This is a genomic window from Agrobacterium sp. CMT1, assembly GCF_037203725.1.
Lineage (GTDB): Bacteria > Pseudomonadota > Alphaproteobacteria > Rhizobiales > Rhizobiaceae > Agrobacterium > Agrobacterium pusense.
On record NZ_JBBCAR010000002.1, the window covers coordinates 99431 to 116881 of the forward strand.

Annotated in this window: 16 protein-coding genes, 1 tRNA gene and 1 riboswitch; of the genes, 4 read left to right on the forward strand and 13 right to left on the reverse strand. The window is 59.1% G+C overall.

The window, feature by feature from the left end; translation table 11 throughout:
- Window positions 1–10: 10 nt before the first annotated feature.
- Window positions 11–772, reverse strand: coding sequence for a transporter substrate-binding domain-containing protein (locus tag WA845_RS03155; RefSeq protein WP_112556146.1), 762 nt, complete (start codon window positions 770–772; stop codon window positions 11–13).
- A 170-nt stretch (window positions 773–942) separates the two neighbouring features.
- On the opposite strand from WA845_RS03155, the gene WA845_RS03160 reads away from it, so the two are divergent.
- Complete coding sequence (locus WA845_RS03160; RefSeq protein WP_162719253.1) at window positions 943–2880, forward strand: glycosyltransferase family 2 protein; 1938 nt, start codon at window positions 943–945, stop codon at window positions 2878–2880.
- Between the two features lie 182 nt (window positions 2881–3062).
- Here WA845_RS03160 and WA845_RS03165 read toward each other — a convergent pair whose 3' ends face one another.
- The 4 genes from WA845_RS03165 to WA845_RS03180 all read right to left on the reverse strand — a co-directional run bounded on the left by WA845_RS03165 (window position 3063) and on the right by WA845_RS03180 (window position 5504).
- Complete coding sequence (locus WA845_RS03165; protein WP_004439782.1) at window positions 3063–3356, reverse strand: hypothetical protein; 294 nt, start codon at window positions 3354–3356, stop codon at window positions 3063–3065.
- Between the two features lie 52 nt (window positions 3357–3408).
- On the reverse strand, window positions 3409–4134 hold the full coding sequence (gene aqpZ, locus WA845_RS03170) for an aquaporin Z (protein ID WP_337322192.1): 726 nt from the start codon (window positions 4132–4134) through the stop codon (window positions 3409–3411).
- Window positions 4135–4274: 140 nt separating this feature from the next.
- Window positions 4275–4348: transfer RNA gene (locus WA845_RS03175), tRNA-Gly, on the reverse strand.
- A gap of 58 nt (window positions 4349–4406) precedes the next feature.
- A complete protein-coding gene (locus WA845_RS03180; protein WP_045533194.1) occupies window positions 4407–5504 on the reverse strand; it encodes a 2'-deoxycytidine 5'-triphosphate deaminase in 1098 nt (365 codons plus the stop codon).
- A 73-nt stretch (window positions 5505–5577) separates the two neighbouring features.
- Window positions 5578–5656: riboswitch (SAM riboswitch) on the forward strand.
- 43 nt (window positions 5657–5699) lie between these two features.
- Here WA845_RS03180 and WA845_RS03185 point away from each other — a divergent pair.
- Complete coding sequence (locus WA845_RS03185; protein ID WP_006698949.1) at window positions 5700–6884, forward strand: O-succinylhomoserine sulfhydrylase; 1185 nt, start codon at window positions 5700–5702, stop codon at window positions 6882–6884.
- Window positions 6885–7115: 231 nt separating this feature from the next.
- Window positions 7116–7508 (forward strand): Co2+/Mg2+ efflux protein ApaG, encoded by a 393-nt coding sequence (gene apaG / locus WA845_RS03190; RefSeq protein WP_006698948.1) that lies wholly within the window; start codon window positions 7116–7118, stop codon window positions 7506–7508.
- A 46-nt stretch (window positions 7509–7554) separates the two neighbouring features.
- Here the strand turns inward: apaG and WA845_RS03195 are convergent, their stop codons facing one another.
- The 3 genes from WA845_RS03195 to WA845_RS03205 form a co-directional block, all read right to left on the reverse strand.
- Window positions 7555–8544 (reverse strand): Hsp33 family molecular chaperone, encoded by a 990-nt coding sequence (locus tag WA845_RS03195; protein ID WP_035206751.1) that lies wholly within the window; start codon window positions 8542–8544, stop codon window positions 7555–7557.
- Between the two features lie 237 nt (window positions 8545–8781).
- Window positions 8782–9699, reverse strand: a complete 918-nt coding sequence (argF, locus tag WA845_RS03200) for an ornithine carbamoyltransferase (RefSeq protein ID WP_112556150.1) — start codon at window positions 9697–9699, stop codon at window positions 8782–8784.
- Window positions 9700–9756: 57 nt separating this feature from the next.
- A complete protein-coding gene (locus tag WA845_RS03205; protein ID WP_004439775.1) occupies window positions 9757–10956 on the reverse strand; it encodes an aspartate aminotransferase family protein in 1200 nt (399 codons plus the stop codon).
- Window positions 10957–11386: 430 nt separating this feature from the next.
- On the opposite strand from WA845_RS03205, the gene WA845_RS03210 reads away from it, so the two are divergent.
- Entirely contained in the window at window positions 11387–11920 is a 534-nt protein-coding gene (locus WA845_RS03210; RefSeq protein WP_004439774.1) for a GcrA family cell cycle regulator, read from the forward strand.
- A 289-nt stretch (window positions 11921–12209) separates the two neighbouring features.
- On the opposite strand, the gene phoB is transcribed toward WA845_RS03210, so the two are convergent.
- The 5 genes from phoB to pstC form a co-directional block, all read right to left on the reverse strand.
- Window positions 12210–12893: a phosphate regulon transcriptional regulator PhoB gene (gene phoB / locus WA845_RS03215; RefSeq protein ID WP_003493692.1), complete on the reverse strand. Its 684-nt coding sequence runs from the start codon at window positions 12891–12893 to the stop codon at window positions 12210–12212.
- Window positions 12894–12923: 30 nt separating this feature from the next.
- Complete coding sequence (phoU, locus tag WA845_RS03220; RefSeq protein WP_004439770.1) at window positions 12924–13649, reverse strand: phosphate signaling complex protein PhoU; 726 nt, start codon at window positions 13647–13649, stop codon at window positions 12924–12926.
- Window positions 13650–13743: 94 nt separating this feature from the next.
- Window positions 13744–14559, reverse strand: coding sequence for a phosphate ABC transporter ATP-binding protein PstB (gene pstB, locus WA845_RS03225; protein WP_003519986.1), 816 nt, complete (start codon window positions 14557–14559; stop codon window positions 13744–13746).
- A 14-nt stretch (window positions 14560–14573) separates the two neighbouring features.
- The gene (gene pstA / locus WA845_RS03230; protein ID WP_112555910.1) at window positions 14574–15893 is read right to left on the reverse strand and encodes a phosphate ABC transporter permease PstA; all 1320 of its coding nucleotides are present in this window, start codon (window positions 15891–15893) and stop codon (window positions 14574–14576) included.
- Window positions 15890–17374 carry a phosphate ABC transporter permease subunit PstC gene (pstC, locus tag WA845_RS03235; RefSeq protein ID WP_004439765.1) on the reverse strand — a complete coding sequence of 495 codons (1485 nt, stop codon included), beginning with the start codon at window positions 17372–17374 and terminating at the stop codon, window positions 15890–15892. Before pstC ends, pstA begins: the two co-directional genes overlap by 4 nt.
- Between the last annotated feature and the right edge of the window lie 77 nt (window positions 17375–17451).

The following is a 17451-nucleotide window of genomic DNA, read 5'->3' on the forward strand; positions in this document are numbered from 1 at the left end:
CGGGTCTCTCCTAATAGAGCCCGTAGGGAAAATAACGACGATAGATCTCTTCGAGCCGGCCGTTGCGGGAAAGAGCGGCAAGCGCCTGATCGAAGGCCGGCACCAGCACATTATCAGGATCGACCGTCATGATGGAAAGGCCCTCGCCGAGGAACCTGTCCGACATATAAGGCCCTCCAAAAAGAGCGCAGCAGCCTTCGGATGCGCTTCCTGAAACCCAGAACGGCAGGCGCAGGGCATCGGCAAAGATGGCGTCGACCTTACCGGCCTTCAGAGCACCGTACATGGGTTCGTAGCCGTCAAAACCCTCAACCGCCGCCTTGGGAAAAAATGCCTTGAGCATCTGTTCGTGCCGGGAACCGGTCACCACGCCCACTTTCTTGCCGGACAGTGCGTCAGCGCCGGAGCCGGCAAGTTTCGTCGCCTTGTTGACAGCCAGCCGGGCCGGCAACAGAAGATAGGGCCGCGAAAAGGTGAAGCTCTTGCGCAGCTCGGCCGTGACGGCGAGACCGGAAATCACCGCTTCGCCCTCTCCCATCTCCAGAGCCGCCTCCAGCTCGTCAAAGGGTAAGGCCTGTACCTGACATTTGCTCTCCACCTTGAGCTGCGCGCACACCTCGCGGACGAGATCGACATGGAAACCCGCAAGCCGGCCTTCCTGATCGGTAAAATTGAAGGGCGGAAAATCCACCGACATCAAAAACCTGATGCGGGGGACGGAGGAAAGGTCGCCACCGGGAAACCGCTCCTGAGCGTCGAAAAGCACTGGCATGCGGTTCCCGTCCGACAGGCCCTCCGCATGAAGCTTGTCGAAAATACCGACAACTTGCAAAGCGAAAACTAAAGTAAAAACAAGAATTATATTTCGCGTTACAATCGTCATTCTCATCTATACTATCCGCAGCAGGAAGTGGGGCGTTACCATGACGGTGGCGGCAGTGCATGGATTATTTGCGACACTATACACGAGAATCGTTTCGCACGACGCCTGCCGGGCGAAAAATTGTATTTTCCCGCATAGGCGACAATCCACCCCAGACGGTTCCTGATCGGGGTGAAGCCGGACACATGCGCTTCCTTCGGGCGCTGGGATTTGGCAAGCCCTACATCAGCGCGTGCGAACGGCTGGCGCTGGAAAACGGCTCGACGCTGGAAGCGGAACTGCTGGCCGGCGGCCTTGTCGCGTCGGATGCCTATTTTGGCGCTTTCGCCAGATTTTTGCGGTTACCCTTTGTCGCGGAGATCGATCCGGACCGGGTCGCAGATGTCCATCGTCTCGATACGCAGCTAGCCGAGCCGCGCTTGCTACGGCTAACGCCTGCGAACGGTAAACCAGCACTTCTGATCGTGCCCGAGCTGGCGCGGATGGAATTACTGAAAAGCCTGCTGGACCGACATCCGCATCTTCTGGACGAGCTCGTGGTGACGACGCCGCATGCCATGCGCGATGCGGTCTGGAAGGCGGGTGAAACACGCCGCTGTCGTGAGGCTCGCCAGCAACTCTTCAACACCGCGCCGCAGTACTCTGCCAGGATCACGCTTCAAGGTCATCAGGGCTTTTATAGCGGTATCGTCGTCACCCTGCTTACGCTCTCGCTGCTGTTTCACACGCAGACGGCCATGGCCGTCATCCACGTCGCCCTGACGATGCTTTATTTCTTCACACTGCTGTTCAGGCTGTTTGTGCTGATGCAGACTTCAGGAGAGAAAGACACGACGACCGCAGCTGCGCTCGAACCCGACGGAAATCTGCCGGTCTATACCATTCTGGTGGCGCTCTATCGTGAGGACGCCATCGTCAGCCAGCTCATCGGCGCGCTGGAGCGGCTCGACTGGCCGAAATCCCGACTGGATATCAAGCTCGTCTGCGAGGCAGATGACGGGGCCACAATCGACGCCATCCTTAGATTAAATCCCGGACAGCATATTGAGATCGTGAGAGTGCCGCCTTCCCTGCCGAGGACCAAGCCCAAGGCGCTTACCTATGCGCTCTCCGGCGCGCGTGGGGCGTTCGTTGCCATCTATGACGCGGAAGATCGGCCACATCCCCTGCAATTGCGCGAAGCCTATGCGACCTTCCGCGATCAGCCGGAGAACGTGGCCTGCCTGCAGGCGCCGCTTATCATCAGCAATGCGCGCTCTTCCTGGATCAGTGCCTGTTTCGCCCTGGAATATGCCGGTCTGTTCCGTTCAATGTTGCCCGTGCTTGCGGCGCACCGGCTACCGCTGCCGCTTGGCGGCACGTCCAACCATTTCCGCACCGCCGTATTGCGTCGCGTCGGCGCCTGGGATCCTTACAATGTGACTGAGGATGCCGATATTGGTCTCAGGCTGCACCAACTCGGCTATCGATGCGGCGTCATATACCGTCAGACGCTGGAGGATGCGCCCACCACGCTTCCCGTGTGGCTCAACCAGCGGGCGCGCTGGTACAAGGGTTGGCTGCAGAGCTGGCTGGTGATGACCCGCGCGCCTGTTGCGACGGCGCGCCGCATGGGATGGCTCTCCTATATCGTCTTCCAACTGTTGATCGGCGGCATGCTGGTGTCGTCGATGGCTCATCCCCTGCTCTTCGTTTCCGTGGCGTGGATGGCCACGGCTATCGGGGACAGCGGTGCAGACATGCTGTTTTCGTGGCAGGGCGTTCTGTTTCTTACCGATACGCTGAACATCGCCGGCAGTTACGCCATATTCGTGCTGATGGGCAGGAACAGGATGATCGATTACGAGAGGAGGCAGGTGGGAAAACGCTGGCTGGCAATTCCGCTTTATTGGCTGATATTGTCTCTGGCGGCCTGGCGTGCCGTGCTTGAGTTAAAAACCAAGCCTTTCGTCTGGAACAAGACGCCTCACGTACCAAGCGTTAGCAACACTACCTGAAACGGTTGCCGCTTCGATCCTTTACCTGATCGCAGAAGGCGGCTTCTATTTTCTGCCGATATCGTCGCGATTTGCAAAACCGAAGCCGGCCTTACGCAACTCGCCCACCGATGCGCATATAATCGACGTCTGCCGGAGCGCTTCGTCCGGCAGACGTCCCGTTTCATTTCAAGCGCGGTCGATTATCGTGCAACAAGCTTGTTCTTGATCAGGCCGACGATGACCTGGACGATCAAACCGCCGACACCGCCGCCAACGAGCTGGCCAGCAAGGACGCCGATATCCACACCGCCGGCTGCGGCGTCTCCCGCCGCCCCAAGCAGCGATCCGAGCACGGTTCCACCGCCAATACCGCCAATGGCACCGGCAATCAGGTTGCCGAGCGCGCCAAGGTCAGAGTCCTTCAGTATCTTTCCACCGGCTGTCCCACCAGCCGCACCGCCGATGATCTGGGCCAATATCGAAGCAAGATCCATGTCATCCTCCTCACTTGTTTTCCCGACCATTCGGAAAAACAAAGCCTCTTAATCACGTCTGTGCGGGCTGGACGGAGCCGGCATGGCCGACCTTCTCTTCCTCACCGAAAATTTTCCAGATTACAGCGCCAATCGCCCCACCGACGATCGGGGCAAGCCAGAACAGCCACAGCTGCTGCAGAGCCCAACCACCGACAAACAGGGCCTGCCCCGTGGAGCGGGCCGGGTTGACCGACGTGTTGGTGACCGGAATGGAGATCAGATGAATGAGAGTAAGTGCAAGACCGATGGCGATCGGCGCGAAACCGACCGGCACCCTGCCATGCGTCGACCCCAGAATGATGATCAGGAAAAACGCCGTCAGAATAACCTCGATCAGCAACGCCGACAGGAGCGAATATCCCCCCGGCGAATGCTCCCCATAGCCATTGGCAGCAAAACCGCCAATGTCCGCCCCCGCCTTGCCGGTGACGATCACGTAAAGAGCCGCCGCGGCAACGACCGCCCCCAAGACCTGCGCAACGATATAGGGCAGTAGGTTTGCTGCCGGAAATTTACCGGCAACGGACAGGCCGACCGAAACAGCTGGATTGAAATGCCCGCCGGAAATACCGCCAACCGCGTAGGCCATGGTCAGAACCGTCAGGCCGAAGGCGAACGCGACACCCAGGAAGCCAATGCCGAGTTCAGGAAAAGCAGCAGCAAAAACCACGCTGCCACAGCCACCAAAGACCAGCCAGAAGGTTCCCAAAAATTCAGAAAGAAGTTTGCGACTCATAACATTTCCCCATCATGTTACGACTGGATCAACTATTACGTGCAATTTAATCGTAGTCAAGCAAAATCACATAGTCCCGCGGCCACCGACGTGGCAGCAGACAGGGGGCCGATCTTTTTGGCGAGGGGATCAAGGGAGACTGGAGCGGGTGAAGGGAATCGAACCCTCGTATTCAGCTTGGGAAGCTGCTGCTCTACCATTGAGCTACACCCGCACCCACAAACAAGACATCGGATAGTTCGCGGCGGGTGTCAAGCGCCCGCCGCAGCTCATTATGCGGCGCGAAAGTGCTTGGAGAGCTTCAGCCCCTGCGCCTGATAGTTGGAGCCGAGACCGGTGCCATAAAGGCCTTCCGGTTTCTGCAGCATATGCTCATAAACCAACCGGCCGACGATCTGGCCATGCTCGAGGATAAAGGGCACCTCATGGCTGCGCACTTCCAGCACGGCGCGGCTGCCGGTGCCCCCCGCCTGCGCGTGGCCGAAGCCGGGGTCAAAGAAACCGGCATAGTGCACACGGAATTCGCCCACCAGCGGATCGAAGGGCGTCATTTCGGCCGCATAAAGCGGCGGCACGTGGACGGCTTCGCGCGAAACGAGAATATAGAACTCGTCCGGGTCGAGGATCAGTTCGGCGCGGCCGCGCGCATAGAGCGGTTCCCAGAAATCGAGAACATCGTGCTGGGCCTTCTTGTCGACATCCACCACCGCCGTATGGTGTTTGCCGCGATAACCGATCAGCCCGTTTTCGCCAAATCCCTTGAGGTCGATCGAGAGTGCGATACCACCGCCCGTCACGTTCGGGCTTTCGCTGGCGACCAGCGTTTCCGTCTCGTGCAGTTTCAGAAGCTCGCTTTCATTCAGCAGCGAATGGCCAATGCGGAAACGGATCTGCGACAGGCGCGAGCCACGGCGAACCACCACGGGGAAGGTGCGCGGGCTGATTTCCAGATAGAGCGGACCTGTGTATCCCGCCGGTATCTTGTCGAATTCCTGCGCATTGTCGGTCATGACGCGGGTGAAGATATCGAGGCGACCGGTCGAACTCTTAGGATTGGCCGAGGCCGACATGTCCGCCGGCAGCGCAAGGCTTTCCATCAGCGGAACGATATAGACACAGCCGGTTTCCAGCACCGCGCCCTGGCTGAGATCCACCTCGTGCAGGCTGAGACGATTGAGCTTGTCGATGACCTTGGTTCCGGGGCCGGGCATGAAACTTGCGCGAACACGATAGGCCCTGGAGCCAAGCCTGAGGTCGAGGCTGGCGGGCTGCACCTGATCGACATCGAGATCGGCCTCGCTTTTCAGCTTGCCGCCTGCAAACAGCGCGCGGATTGCGCCATCCGCCAAAATGCCCGTGGTTCTCATCATGGTCGTCATTCCTTTTTACGGCGACAAAACCAAAAGGAAAGCATTGACGCAAGCCGGTAACGGCAGTATGGCAAGCTTATCCCGTGGTGATTTGGCCGGTCGGCTTGCAGCCACGTTAAACAAGTGGCTAAAAAGACCGGGTGCTAGGAACCGGTCTGCTTTTGCGGCCGGTTTTTTTGTTTTGAAGGTGATCACATGAGCAATAAATGGCGCCCGGCAACCCAGCTCGTTCACGGCGGTACGCTACGCTCCCCTTACGGTGAAACGTCGGAAGCGATTTATCTGACCCAGGGTTTCGTCTACGAAAACTCTGAAGCAGCCGAAGCGCGCTTCAAGGGTGAAACCGACGGCTTTATCTACGCCCGATACGCCAGCCCGACCAATGACATGTTCGAAAAGCGCATGTGCCTGCTGGAAGGCGCTGAAGACGCCCGCGCACTTGCTTCGGGCATGGCCGCCGTCACCGCCGCCATCATGTGTCAGCTGCGCGCCGGCGACCATATCGTTGCCGCCCGTGCCCTCTTCGGCTCCTGCCGCTGGGTGGTTGAAACGCTCGCGCCGAAATATGGCATCGAATGCACGCTGATCGACGGACGTGATCTCGGCAACTGGGAAAAGGCAATCCAGCCAAACACCAAGCTGTTTTTCCTCGAAAGCCCGACCAATCCGACACTCGAAGTGGTGGATATCGCCGGCGTAGCGAAGCTTGCCAACCAGATCGGTGCGAAAGTGGTCGTTGACAATGTCTTCGCCACACCGCTTTTCCAGAAGCCGCTCGAACTCGGCGCCCATATCGTCGTTTATTCGGCCACCAAACATATTGACGGCCAGGGTCGCTGCCTCGGCGGCGTGATCCTTTCCGACAAGAAATGGATTGAGGAAGAGCTGCAGGATTATTTCCGCCACACCGGCCCGGCCATGTCGCCGTTCAATGCCTGGACGCTTCTGAAGGGCATCGAGACGCTGCCGCTGCGCGTGAAGCAGCAGACGGCCAATGCCTCGAAGATCGCGGATTTCCTGGCCGACAGCGGCAAGGTCGCCAAGGTCATCTATCCCGGGCGCGCCGATCACCCGCAGGCCGACATTATTGCACGGCAGATGTCCGGTGGTTCGACGCTGGTGGCTTTCGAATTGAAGGGCGGCAAGGAAGCGGCCTTCAAGCTGCAGAACGCGCTTGAGATCGTGAAGATTTCCAACAATCTGGGCGACGCCAAGAGCCTCATCACCCATCCCGGCACCACGACGCACAAGAACCTCACAGACGAGGCACGGGCGGAACTCGGTATCTCCGGCGGCACTTTGCGCCTTTCCTGCGGCATCGAGGATACGGACGATCTGCTGGAAGATCTGGCAAAGGGTCTGGCAGCCGTTTCGGCCTGACATTCATTCAATAATCGACATGGCCCGGCCGGAACGCCGGGCCATGTCGCGTTTGATGGCCTCGAAAGCCAGTATCAGGCAACCATTATTTACCTTTTCCGTTATCCCTAACGGTAAAAAACAGCGCAAGGGGAGACAGCTCCTGCCCCTCAAGTCATTCATTTTCTTGACGATAGCCAGAGCCTATAGTGTAGGATAAGCGGGCAGGGAAAATATCGAGGTGTGGCGCGTATGTATCGTGCTCTGACAAGGGATATCGAGGTGACGGTTGATCCGTATTATCTCGAAGAACAATCCGACCCGGATGACGACCGCTACGTCTGGGGCTACAAGGTCGTGATCGCGAATAACTCGGATGTTCCCGTTACTCTCGTCAATCGCTATTGGCATATCACTGACCAGAACGGTCAGGTGGACGAAGTCTACGGACCGGGTGTCGTGGGAGAACAACCGCATCTCAAGCCCGGCGACACCTACGAATATTCCTCCGGCTGCCCGTTGGACACGCCGTCCGGCCTTATGTTCGGACATTACGAGATGGAAACGGAAAGCGGAGAAGTGTTCAACGTCACCATACCCGCTTTTTCGCTGGATTCTCCGGGGCTGATGCGGGTCTTGAACTGACCCGCAGGCCATAAAAAAACCGCGCCTTTGCAGGCGCGGCCCTTATTCAGGCGTTTTCAAATTCGCTGACATCGTAGCGATAAGTGGTCGAGCAGAACTCACAGGTCACGGCAATCGCGCCGTCTTCCTCGCTTGCCTTGATCTCTTCGGCGGTAAAGCCCGAGAGCACGCCCTTGATCTTATCCCGCGAGCAGCTGCAGCGATCGAAAATGGACTGCGGATCATAGATGCGCACGCCGCTTTCATGGAACAGCCTGAAGAGGAGTCGTTCCACCGGCACCTGCGGATCCGTCAGTTCGTCCGTATCCACGGTGTTCAAAAGCGTCACGGCTTCCGTCCAGGCATCGTCCTCCTGCACATCGTGACCGCCTTCATCGCCGTCGCCGCCGTGCAGGTCACGCATACGCAGCCGCTCGGGCGCCTGCGGCAGGAACTGGGCGATAACGCCGCCCGCACGCCAGCCATGACGCGGCTTGCCTTCCCCGTCGCGATCGAAGAATTCGGCCACACCGAGGCGCACACGGGTTGGAAGCTGCTCCGACTGACGGAAATAAACCCCGGCAATGTCTTCCAGCGATGAGCCATCGAGTGGCACGATGCCCTGATAGGGCTGCATGCCCGCGCCCTGATCGATCGTGAAGGCCAGAATACCGTTGCCCAACAATTGTTCCGGCGAAGTCGCCCCTGCCGCAAGGGCCTCCGCCAGCCGCTCCTCATCAAAACGGGCATAAGCGCGCATGCTTTCCGGCGCGGTGAAATCCGCCACCAGCAGGTCCACCGGACCGTCGCCCTTGGTCTGTACCGTCAGCTTGCCGGAAAACTTGAGCGATGTGCCGATCAACGCCGTCAGAACGGTCGCTTCCGCCAGCAGGCGGGCGACCGCAGCCGGGTAATCGTGGCGCTCGAGAATGGCATTCAGCAGCGGACCCACCTGCACGGCGCGGCCGCGCACATCCAGACCTTCGACCTGAAAGGGCACGACCTTGTCGTCGCCAGCAAAATCGAGATCGTCCAGTTCAACCGTTACATCTGCCATGTCATACTCCCTGGCGCAGCCGTGGCGCCGCTACCGTCCAAAAGTCCGGCTTTCGAAATGTGCTTTTTCCGCTTGTCGCACAGAGACCCGGGAAGAGAAACCGCTTCCGGGGAAAAACGTGCAAATCGTGACGAGGGCCCGCCAGAAAACCGACGAGCCTCTTCGAAGTCCAACAGATGGTAATCGCTGCCGAGAAGTTCAAGCACCCGCCCGACGTTGATCAAACGGGTGATATTTTCAGATGACGCCCATGCACCAGGCGATGATGGATTTCTGCGCGTGGAGGCGGTTTTCCGCCTCGTCGAAGACCACCGATTGCGGGCCGTCGATCACCGCATCCGTCACCTCTTCGCCGCGGTGAGCCGGCAGGCAATGCATGAACAGCGCGTCTTTTTCCGCCTTGGCCATCAGGGCTTCATTGACCTGATAGGGCTGAAAGATGTTATGGCCGCGCGCCTTGTGTTCCTGATTCATGGAGACCCAGGTATCGGTGACGACGCAATCGGCGCCCGCCACCGCCTTGTCGGCATCGTGGCACAACATGATATCGCCGCCATTGTTGCGGGCCCAGTTCAGGAACTTGTCATGCGGTTCGGAGCCCATCGGCACTGCCATCGTCATGCGGTAACCGAAACGGGCCGAGCCCTCCACGAAAGAATGCAGGACATTATTGCCGTCCCCTGTCCACGCAATCGTCTTGCCTTTGACCGGACCGCGATGTTCTTCGAAAGTCATGATGTCAGCCATGATCTGGCATGGATGCGTGTCATCCGTCAGGGCGTTGATGACAGGCACTGTCGCATGTTCGGCAAGCTCGAGCAGGCGCGAATGATCTGTCGTGCGGATCATGATGGCGTCAACGTAACGCGACAGCACCTTTGCCGTATCACCGATCGTTTCTGCGCGGCCGAGCTGCATTTCCGTACCAGAGAGGAATAGCGTCTCGCCGCCAAGCTGGCGCATCCCCACATCGAAGGAGACGCGGGTCCGCGTGGATGGCTTTTCGAAGATCATGGCCAGCATCTTGCCGGCAAGCGGTTTTTCTGCCGTTCCGGCCTTGGTGGCCGCCTTGCGTTCGCGGGCATCGTCGAGAATTACCCGCAGGTCCTGCGAGCTGACGGCCGACAGGTCGAGAAAATGTTTAGGTGAAGCCATTTCAAACTGTCCCATGCTTGCGAGCCCCAGGAAAGAGGCCCGCCCTTCAGTGTTTCCTCAGGCGATTTTTGCCTGTTTCGCTGTGAGAGAAGCGGCGGCCGCTTCCACGCGTGCCAGCCCCTCACGGGCTTCTTCCGCCGTGGTGACGAGCGGCGGCAGGAGACGAATGACATTATCGCCCGCTGGTACGCCCAGCAGATGCTCGGCGCGCATGGCCTGCAGCAGCTCACCCGAGGGCACCTTGGCCTTGATGCCGAGAAGCAGGCCTTCGCCACGGATTTCCTCGATAACGTCAGGATAACGGTCCTTCAGCGAAGCAAGGCCCTGGCGGAAAACCAGCGCGACATCACGAACCTTTTCCAGAAAGCCGTCAGAGAGGACGACATCAAGCACGGCATTACCGACTGCCATGGCCAGCGGATTACCGCCATAGGTGGTGCCATGCACGCCCGCCGTCATGCCGGAAGCGGCATCAGCCGTTGCAAGGCATGCGCCCAGCGGAAAACCACCGCCGATGCCCTTGGCAACCGCCATGATATCGGGGGCGACACCAGTGTGTTCATAGGCAAAGAGCTTACCCGTGCGGCCAACGCCCGTCTGCACCTCATCGAAAATCAGCAGCAGACCGTGTTCGTCGCAAAGCGACCGCAGTAACTGCAGGAATTCCTTGCTGGGTGCGCGAATACCGCCCTCACCCTGAATGGGCTCGATCAGAAGCGCTGCCGTCTCGGCCGTGATGGCGGCTTTCAGCGCATCGACATCACCGAAAGGTACCTGGTCAAAGCCTTCGACCTTGGGACCGAAACCTTCGAGATATTTCTGCTGGCCGCCGGCTGCGATCGTTGCAAGCGTACGACCATGGAAGGCGCCTTCGAAGGTGATAATCCGGAACTTTTCCGGGTGGCCCTTGGAATAATGATAACGACGCGCGGTCTTGATTGCACATTCCAGTGCTTCCGCGCCGGAGTTGGTGAAGAAGACCTTGTCTGCAAACGTTTCCTCCGTCAGGCGCTTGGCAAGCTTTTCCTGGCCCGGAACTTCATAGAGGTTCGAGACATGCCAGACCTTTTCGGCCTGCGTCTTGATCGCGTCGACAAGATGCGGGTGGGCATGGCCCAGCGAATTGACGGCAACGCCGGCCGCAAAATCGAGATATCGCTCGCCGCTTTCCGTGTACAGCCAGACGCCCTCGCCTCGCTCGAAGCGGAGGGGGGCTCTTGCAAATGTATCGAACAATGGCGCGGCGGCTTCGGCCATGGCTGTATCACTCCTTGCGCGGATGCGCTGTCAGACGGTTGTCAATAGGCTTCGAGGGTTATCCCTCGCCTGAAAATCAAAAATGCCGCCTCGCGGCGGCAGGGGCACTATTGTCACTTCGCTTGCCGATGTCAACAAAAGTCCGTATTTCCTAGGCTTCTCAAGCCCTAGTAGGTGGCAGGTCGCAAGGCCCAAGGTGTTGCCTTTCTGACTCAACTCGCCAGCAAGTTGGGGAAAACCGGAAAATCGATTCGAGATGATTCCCGCGACTCTTGCCACGGAGTCTGCGTGGCACTAGGTTAATCGCTAATTACTAGACTGCATTGCGGCGGAACTAGTCACCAAAAATCAGGCAGAAACCACGCTCGCGGCATGCCCGCGAGACGGAGAAGGATTCTGTCGAAATACACGCGAAAAGCGGAGAAGCGGCATGAACTGGACAGACGAGCGGGTCGAGAAACTCAAGAAATTGTGGGCCGAAGGACTGAGCGCCAGCCAGATAGCAGCTCAGCTGGGCGGCGTCAGCCGCAATGCCGTGATCGGCAAGGTCCATCGTCTTAATCTGCCCGGACGTGTCAAGGCTGGCGGCCCGGTGACGTCGGCGCGTTCTGCGCCCAAGCGGACTGCTGCACCTGCCCCGCGCACGGCGAATTTCGCTGGCCGCGTCAACGCTGCACCTGCTCGGATCCTGACCCGCTCCAACGCGGCGACCGCTCTTCAGGAAGAGGTCGGCATCGAAACTGCGGAAATTCTCGATTACGTTCCTTCCAGAAACGTCGTTACTCCGATCTCCCGCCGGCTGACGCTGACGGAACTGACGGAGCGCACCTGCAAGTGGCCGGTCGGCGACCCCCTGAAAGACGATTTCCATTTCTGCGGCTGTGAAGCTCTGGAATCTTCACCTTATTGCAAGTTCCATGCGAAACTCGCCTACCAACCGGTCAGCGAGCGCCGCAAGGCTTGAGTGTTGCGGCACACATTTGACACTCAAAAACTACGGGCCTTCGGGCCCGTTTTTTTGTGACAAAATACCGCGCTTCCCGGGCAGCGACAGCAGAACACCAAGGCTTATTCATCGTCGTCGGGTTTCGCCCCTCAATCGAATTTCGGTGGACTCTCAACCGCTCGTCAAAGAAATGAAAATATCGTGCTTGCGGAAGGTTCAAAATAAAAAGGCCCGACACCAGACCGGTTTCGGGCGTTTTCATTTTGGCGGTACGTCATGCTGAGGGGAACCCTCAGTTCGGTTCCGATCAGGCTTCCATCGAATATCCGGCACCGCGCACGGTGCGGATGACATCCTGCATATGGGAAAAGTTGAGCGCCTTGCGCAGACGTCCGACATGCACGTCAACCGTCCGCTCATCCACATAGATATCGTGACCCCAGACGCCGTCCAGCAATTGCGAACGGGAGAACACGCGGCCCGGAGAGGTCATCAGGAATTCCAGCAGGCGGAACTCCGTCGGACCGAGACGCACCTCGCGGCTTTTGCGGTGAACGCGATGCGTCTCGCGATCCAGCTCGATATCGCCGCACTTCAGCACCGAAGACAGAACCTCCGGACGGGCTCGGCGCAGCATGGCCTTGACGCGGGCCATCAGTTCCGGCGTGGAAAACGGCTTGACCACATAATCGTCCGCGCCGGTGGCGAGGCCGCGAACCCGTTCGCTTTCCTCGCCGCGCGCCGTCAGCATGATGATGGGAAGGCGCTCGGTTTCCGGCCGCATCCTGAGCCTACGGCACAGTTCGATACCGGAAACGCCGGGAAGCATCCAATCCAGGATGAGCAGATCCGGAATACGTTCCTGCAGCCTGATCTCTGCCTCGTCTCCACGGGGTATGGTGTCGACGTCATATCCCTCAGCCTCGAGATTGTAACGAAGCAGGACGCTCAGCGCTTCCTCATCTTCCACAACTGCAATCTTGGGCACCATATGCTAACTCCGCAAGCCGCTGCTTGTCTGTTACTCGGTCACCGAACCGAGCGTGTTGGAACTGTCGTCCTTCGGACGCTCGCCCTCCGGCTGGCTGCCGGTGGTCATGTAATAGATCGTCTCGGCGATGTTGGTGGCATGGTCACCGATGCGCTCGATATTCTTGGCGCAGAACAGAAGATGCGTGCAGGTGGTGATGTTGCGCGGATCTTCCATCATGTAGGTCAGAAGCTCGCGGAAGAGCGAGGTATACATGGCGTCGATTTCCTCGTCGCGCTCGCGAATGGCATTGGCCTTTTCTGCGGAACGTGTCGAATAGACGTCAAGGACTTCTTTGAGCTGTACCAGCGCCAGCTCCGACAGGTGCTCTATGCCGCGGGCGAGTTTGCGCGGCACGCCCGTTCCGGCCACCGCGATGACACGCTTGGCAGTATTCTTGCCGAGGTCGCCAACGCGTTCGAGGTCGGCGGCGATACGCAGCGTGCCGATGATTTCACGAAGGTCCGCCGCCATCGGCTGGCGCTTGGCGATGGTGACGATGGCCTTGTCGCCGATCTCTCGCTCGGAATGATCGAGGATAGCGTCATCGGAAATGACCTTCTGGGCAAGCGCGGCGTCGGAATTGACGAGCGCACGCACGGCGTCGGCACACATCTGCTCGGCGAGACCGCCCATCTCGGCGATGCGTCGCGTCAGGAACTTCAGTTCGTCATCATAAGCAGACAGAATATGCGAATGGGTCGTTGTCTGGTTCACGGTCTATTCCTCCGGCTTGGCCTTGCATGCGACCGCCCGAAGCGGGCCGCAGCGGCACCAGTCTTGTTGGGTTGCGATAAAGCGCCGGCCGCGATCAGCCGAAGCGGCCCATGATGTAATCCTGCGTGCGCTGGTCATCCGGATTGGTGAACATCTTGTCGGTTTCATTTTCCTCGACAAGGTGACCGAGATGGAACATGGCCGTACGCTGGGAAACACGTGCCGCCTGCTGCATGGAGTGCGTGACGATAACAATCGTGTAATTGGTGCGCAGTTCGTGGATCAGTTCCTCGACCTTGGCAGTGGCGATCGGATCCAGCGCCGAGCAGGGTTCGTCCATCAGGATCACTTCCGGGCTGACGGCAACGGCGCGTGCAATGCACAGGCGCTGCTGCTGACCGCCGGAAAGACCGGTGCCGGATTCGTGCAGGCGATCCTTAACCTCGTTCCAGAGACCCGCCTTCTGAAGGCTCTGCTCAACGATCTGGTCCATATCCGCCTTGTTGCGGGCGAGACCGTGAATGCGTGGGCCGTAGGAAATGTTTTCGTAGATCGACTTCGGAAAAGGGTTTGGCTTCTGGAACACCATGCCGACGCGGGCGCGCAACTCCACGACGTCAATCGCCTGATCATAGATATCGTCGGTGTCGAGCGTGATCTTGCCCGTTACCCGGCAACCGTCGATCGTGTCGTTCATACGGTTCAGGGTACGCAGGAAGGTGGATTTACCGCAGCCGGACGGGCCGATAAGCGCGGTTACCGTATTTTCGCGAACGTTGAGGTTCACGTCGTAAAGCGCGCGCTTTTCGCCGTAATAAACCGAAACGTCCTTGCCGATCATCTTGTATGAGACTTCATTCATTTTCTTGTCCAGCGCCTTTTCAACTGCTGCTTCCGACAACATGTTCATTGCTCAATCTCCCTTTACCAGCGCCGTTCGAAGCGGCGACGCAACAGGATTGCGCCAACATTCATGACGATGAGGAACAAAAGCAGGATGATGATAGCGCCTGAAGTCCTTTCGACAAAGGCGCGCTCCGCTTCATTCGCCCACATGTAAATCTGCACCGGCAGGGCCGTGGACGGGTCCATCGGCGTTGTCGGGTAATTTGCTACGAATGCCACCATGCCGATCAGCAGCAGCGGCGCAGTTTCGCCCAGCGCGTGGGCGAGGCCGATGATGGTGCCGGTGAGGATGCCGGGCATGGCGAGCGGCAGCACGTGGTGGAAGATCGTCTGCATCTTGGAAGCGCCGAGGCCCAGGGCGGCGGCGCGGATTGACGGCGGCACGGCTTTCAGGGCAGCGCGGGTCGCAATGATGATCGTCGGCAGGGTCATCAGCGTCAGGACGAGGCCGCCGACCAGCGAGGCCGAGCGCGGAAAGCCCATGAAGTTGATGAAGACGGAGAGGCCGAGCAGACCATAAACGATCGAGGGAACAGCCGCGAGATTGTTGATGTTCACCTCGATGAGATCAGTCAGACGGTTCTTCGGAGCAAACTCCTCAAGGTAGATCGAAGCTGCAACACCGATCGGCAGCGACAGCACCAGCACGATCAGCATCATGTAGAAGGAGCCGATCAGCGCCACGCCGACACCCGCCGCCTCCGGACGGCTCGAGGCGCCGTTGATGAAGATGCCGGTATTGAAATGCTTGCCAAGCTGCCCGCTTTCGGCGAGCTGGTTCATCCAGCCGAGCTGCTGGTTCGAGATACGGCGATTGGCTTCATCCGCCGTCAGATCGACCTGGCCCTTGAAGGCGCTGTCGACGTCGCCCGAGGCCAGCAGCGTCACCGTGCGGGTGGTGCCGATAACGGCGGGGTCGGCAACGACGATATCGCGAAGCTGCGTACGTACGCTATCGGAGATCAGAAGGTTGACGGCGCGAAGACCGGTGCGGTCCGTTGGCGCGACGCCCAGAACCTTGGCAACCGCATCACGGGCAAGAATGGGATAATTGGCCGTCATAAGCTTGGCCGGATTGGTGGCACGCTCATTCTTGGGATCGATGATCTGTTCGGAGAACTCAACCGGAACGGTGATCATCGTCTGCTGGAACGCGGTGTAACCCTTGGAGACAACCGAGAAAAGCAGAAGGAAGAGAAAGATGAGGCCGAAGGAAATCGCTGCCATGCCATAAGCACGGAAACGGCGTTCGGCGGCATAACGGCGTTTGATGCCGATATCACGACGCGTCGCCTTGACGGCGTTCGCACCAGCTGCGGGAGAGGCGATGTCGGTCATTCATATTGCTCCCGGTATTTGCGCACGATGTAAAGCGCGTAGATATTCAGGCAAAGCGTGATGGCGAAAAGCGTGATGCCAAGCGCAAAGGCAACCAGCGTCTGCGGTGAGGTGAATTCAAGGTCGCCCGTCAACTGGCTGACGATCTTGACCGTCACCGTGGTCATGGGCTCGAAGGGATTAAGCTGCAGTCGAGCAGCGACACCTGCCGCCAGAACCACGATCATGGTTTCGCCGATGGCGCGCGACGCCGTCATCAGCACGGCGCCGACGATGCCGGGAAGAGCAGCCGGAAGAATGACCCTCTTGATGGTTTCGGAGCGCGTGGCGCCAAGTCCGAGCGAACCATCGCGCAGCGAACGCGGCACGGCGGTGATGATGTCATCCGACAGCGACGACACATAGGGGATCAGCATGATACCCATGACGAAGCCGGCGGTGATGACACTCTGCGCCTGGATGAAGTTGGCGTAGTTACCCGTCGCCAGCCCGTTGATCTGCGCAGAAATGTCTCTGAGGAAAGGACCGACCGTCGTCAGCGCGAAAAAGCCGTAGACGATGGTGGGGATGCCGGCGAGCACCTCGAGCAGCGGTTTTGCCACCGAGCGCAGGCGGGGTGACGCATATTCCGACATATAGATCGCCGAAAACAGTCCGACGGGCACGGCAACCAGCATGGCGACGAAGCCGATATAAAGTGTGCCGGCAAGCAGCGGGATCAGGCCGAACTGTCCCGATGAATCGGTCGCACCGGCAGCCGCAAAACGCGGATCCCACACCGTGCCGAAGAAGAACTGGTGAGCCGGAACCATGTTGAAGAACTGGATCGCTTCCGTCAGCATCGACAGAACGATGCCGATCGTTGTCAGGATAGCGATGGAAGATGCGACAAGAAGAGCGCCGAGAATGACCTTTTCGACCTTGTTGCGTGCCCGGAAGCGCGGTGCAATCGCCCGAAGCGCATAGGTGGCGCCGCCAAGCGCGGCCAGCAGCACGACAGCGATCATCGCAAGACGGCTCGTGGCGGTCATGGTGTTCAGCGTTTGGGCGGCGTCAACCATGAACCGTTCCGGATCACCGGCAATCGCCACGCCCTTGGATGCAAGCAGAGGCCTCACCGCGCTTGTGTCCGCATCGACCTGTGCCGTTTCTTCCGGTGTCAGCCGCTGAAGGCCGCGGGCGATGGAGGTTACCATGCCGTAGGTCAGGCTCTGCTGCGCCTCGGATTGCGCCCGGATGTCTTCCGGGAAATCGCCGCGGACCGCTGATGTCACGATGAGCGGGCTGATAATCAGCCAGACGCTGAGAATGAACGCCGCGGGCAGTACCGCCCAGACGACCGCGTATGAACCGTGATAACCGGCTCGGGAATGCATGCTGGAAGGACGCCCACCAGACAGGGCAACGGCACGGCGGCTGCCGAGCAGATAACTGCCGATGCCGATCAGCGCCAGTATCAGCAAAAGGATCGATGTGTTCATTAGAGTTCCCTCGGCGTGCCGCAGGAGCACGGTGCGATATAGGGCAAATCAAAAAGTCATCAAAACGAGACCGCTGG

Bases quoted from the DNA above. Each gene is read 5' to 3' on its own strand.
- WA845_RS03155 (WP_112556146.1), bottom strand. From the start codon at position 772: ATGCCAGTGCTTTTCGACGCTCAGGAGCGGTTTCCCGGTGGCGACCTT.
- WA845_RS03160 (WP_162719253.1), top strand. From the start codon at position 943: ATGGATTATTTGCGACACTATACACGAGAATCGTTTCGCACGACGCCT.
- WA845_RS03165 (WP_004439782.1), bottom strand. From the start codon at position 3,356: ATGGATCTTGCTTCGATATTGGCCCAGATCATCGGCGGTGCGGCTGGT.
- aqpZ (WP_337322192.1), bottom strand. From the start codon at position 4,134: ATGAGTCGCAAACTTCTTTCTGAATTTTTGGGAACCTTCTGGCTGGTC.
- WA845_RS03180 (WP_045533194.1), bottom strand. From the start codon at position 5,504: ATGATGAGAACCACGGGCATTTTGGCGGATGGCGCAATCCGCGCGCTG.
- WA845_RS03185 (WP_006698949.1), top strand. From the start codon at position 5,700: ATGAGCAATAAATGGCGCCCGGCAACCCAGCTCGTTCACGGCGGTACG.
- apaG (WP_006698948.1), top strand. From the start codon at position 7,116: ATGTATCGTGCTCTGACAAGGGATATCGAGGTGACGGTTGATCCGTAT.
- WA845_RS03195 (WP_035206751.1), bottom strand. From the start codon at position 8,544: ATGGCAGATGTAACGGTTGAACTGGACGATCTCGATTTTGCTGGCGAC.
- argF (WP_112556150.1), bottom strand. From the start codon at position 9,699: ATGGCTTCACCTAAACATTTTCTCGACCTGTCGGCCGTCAGCTCGCAG.
- WA845_RS03205 (WP_004439775.1), bottom strand. From the start codon at position 10,956: ATGGCCGAAGCCGCCGCGCCATTGTTCGATACATTTGCAAGAGCCCCC.
- WA845_RS03210 (WP_004439774.1), top strand. From the start codon at position 11,387: ATGAACTGGACAGACGAGCGGGTCGAGAAACTCAAGAAATTGTGGGCC.
- phoB (WP_003493692.1), bottom strand. From the start codon at position 12,893: ATGGTGCCCAAGATTGCAGTTGTGGAAGATGAGGAAGCGCTGAGCGTC.
- pstB (WP_003519986.1), bottom strand. From the start codon at position 14,559: ATGAACATGTTGTCGGAAGCAGCAGTTGAAAAGGCGCTGGACAAGAAA.
- pstA (WP_112555910.1), bottom strand. From the start codon at position 15,893: ATGACCGACATCGCCTCTCCCGCAGCTGGTGCGAACGCCGTCAAGGCG.
- pstC (WP_004439765.1), bottom strand. From the start codon at position 17,374: ATGAACACATCGATCCTTTTGCTGATACTGGCGCTGATCGGCATCGGC.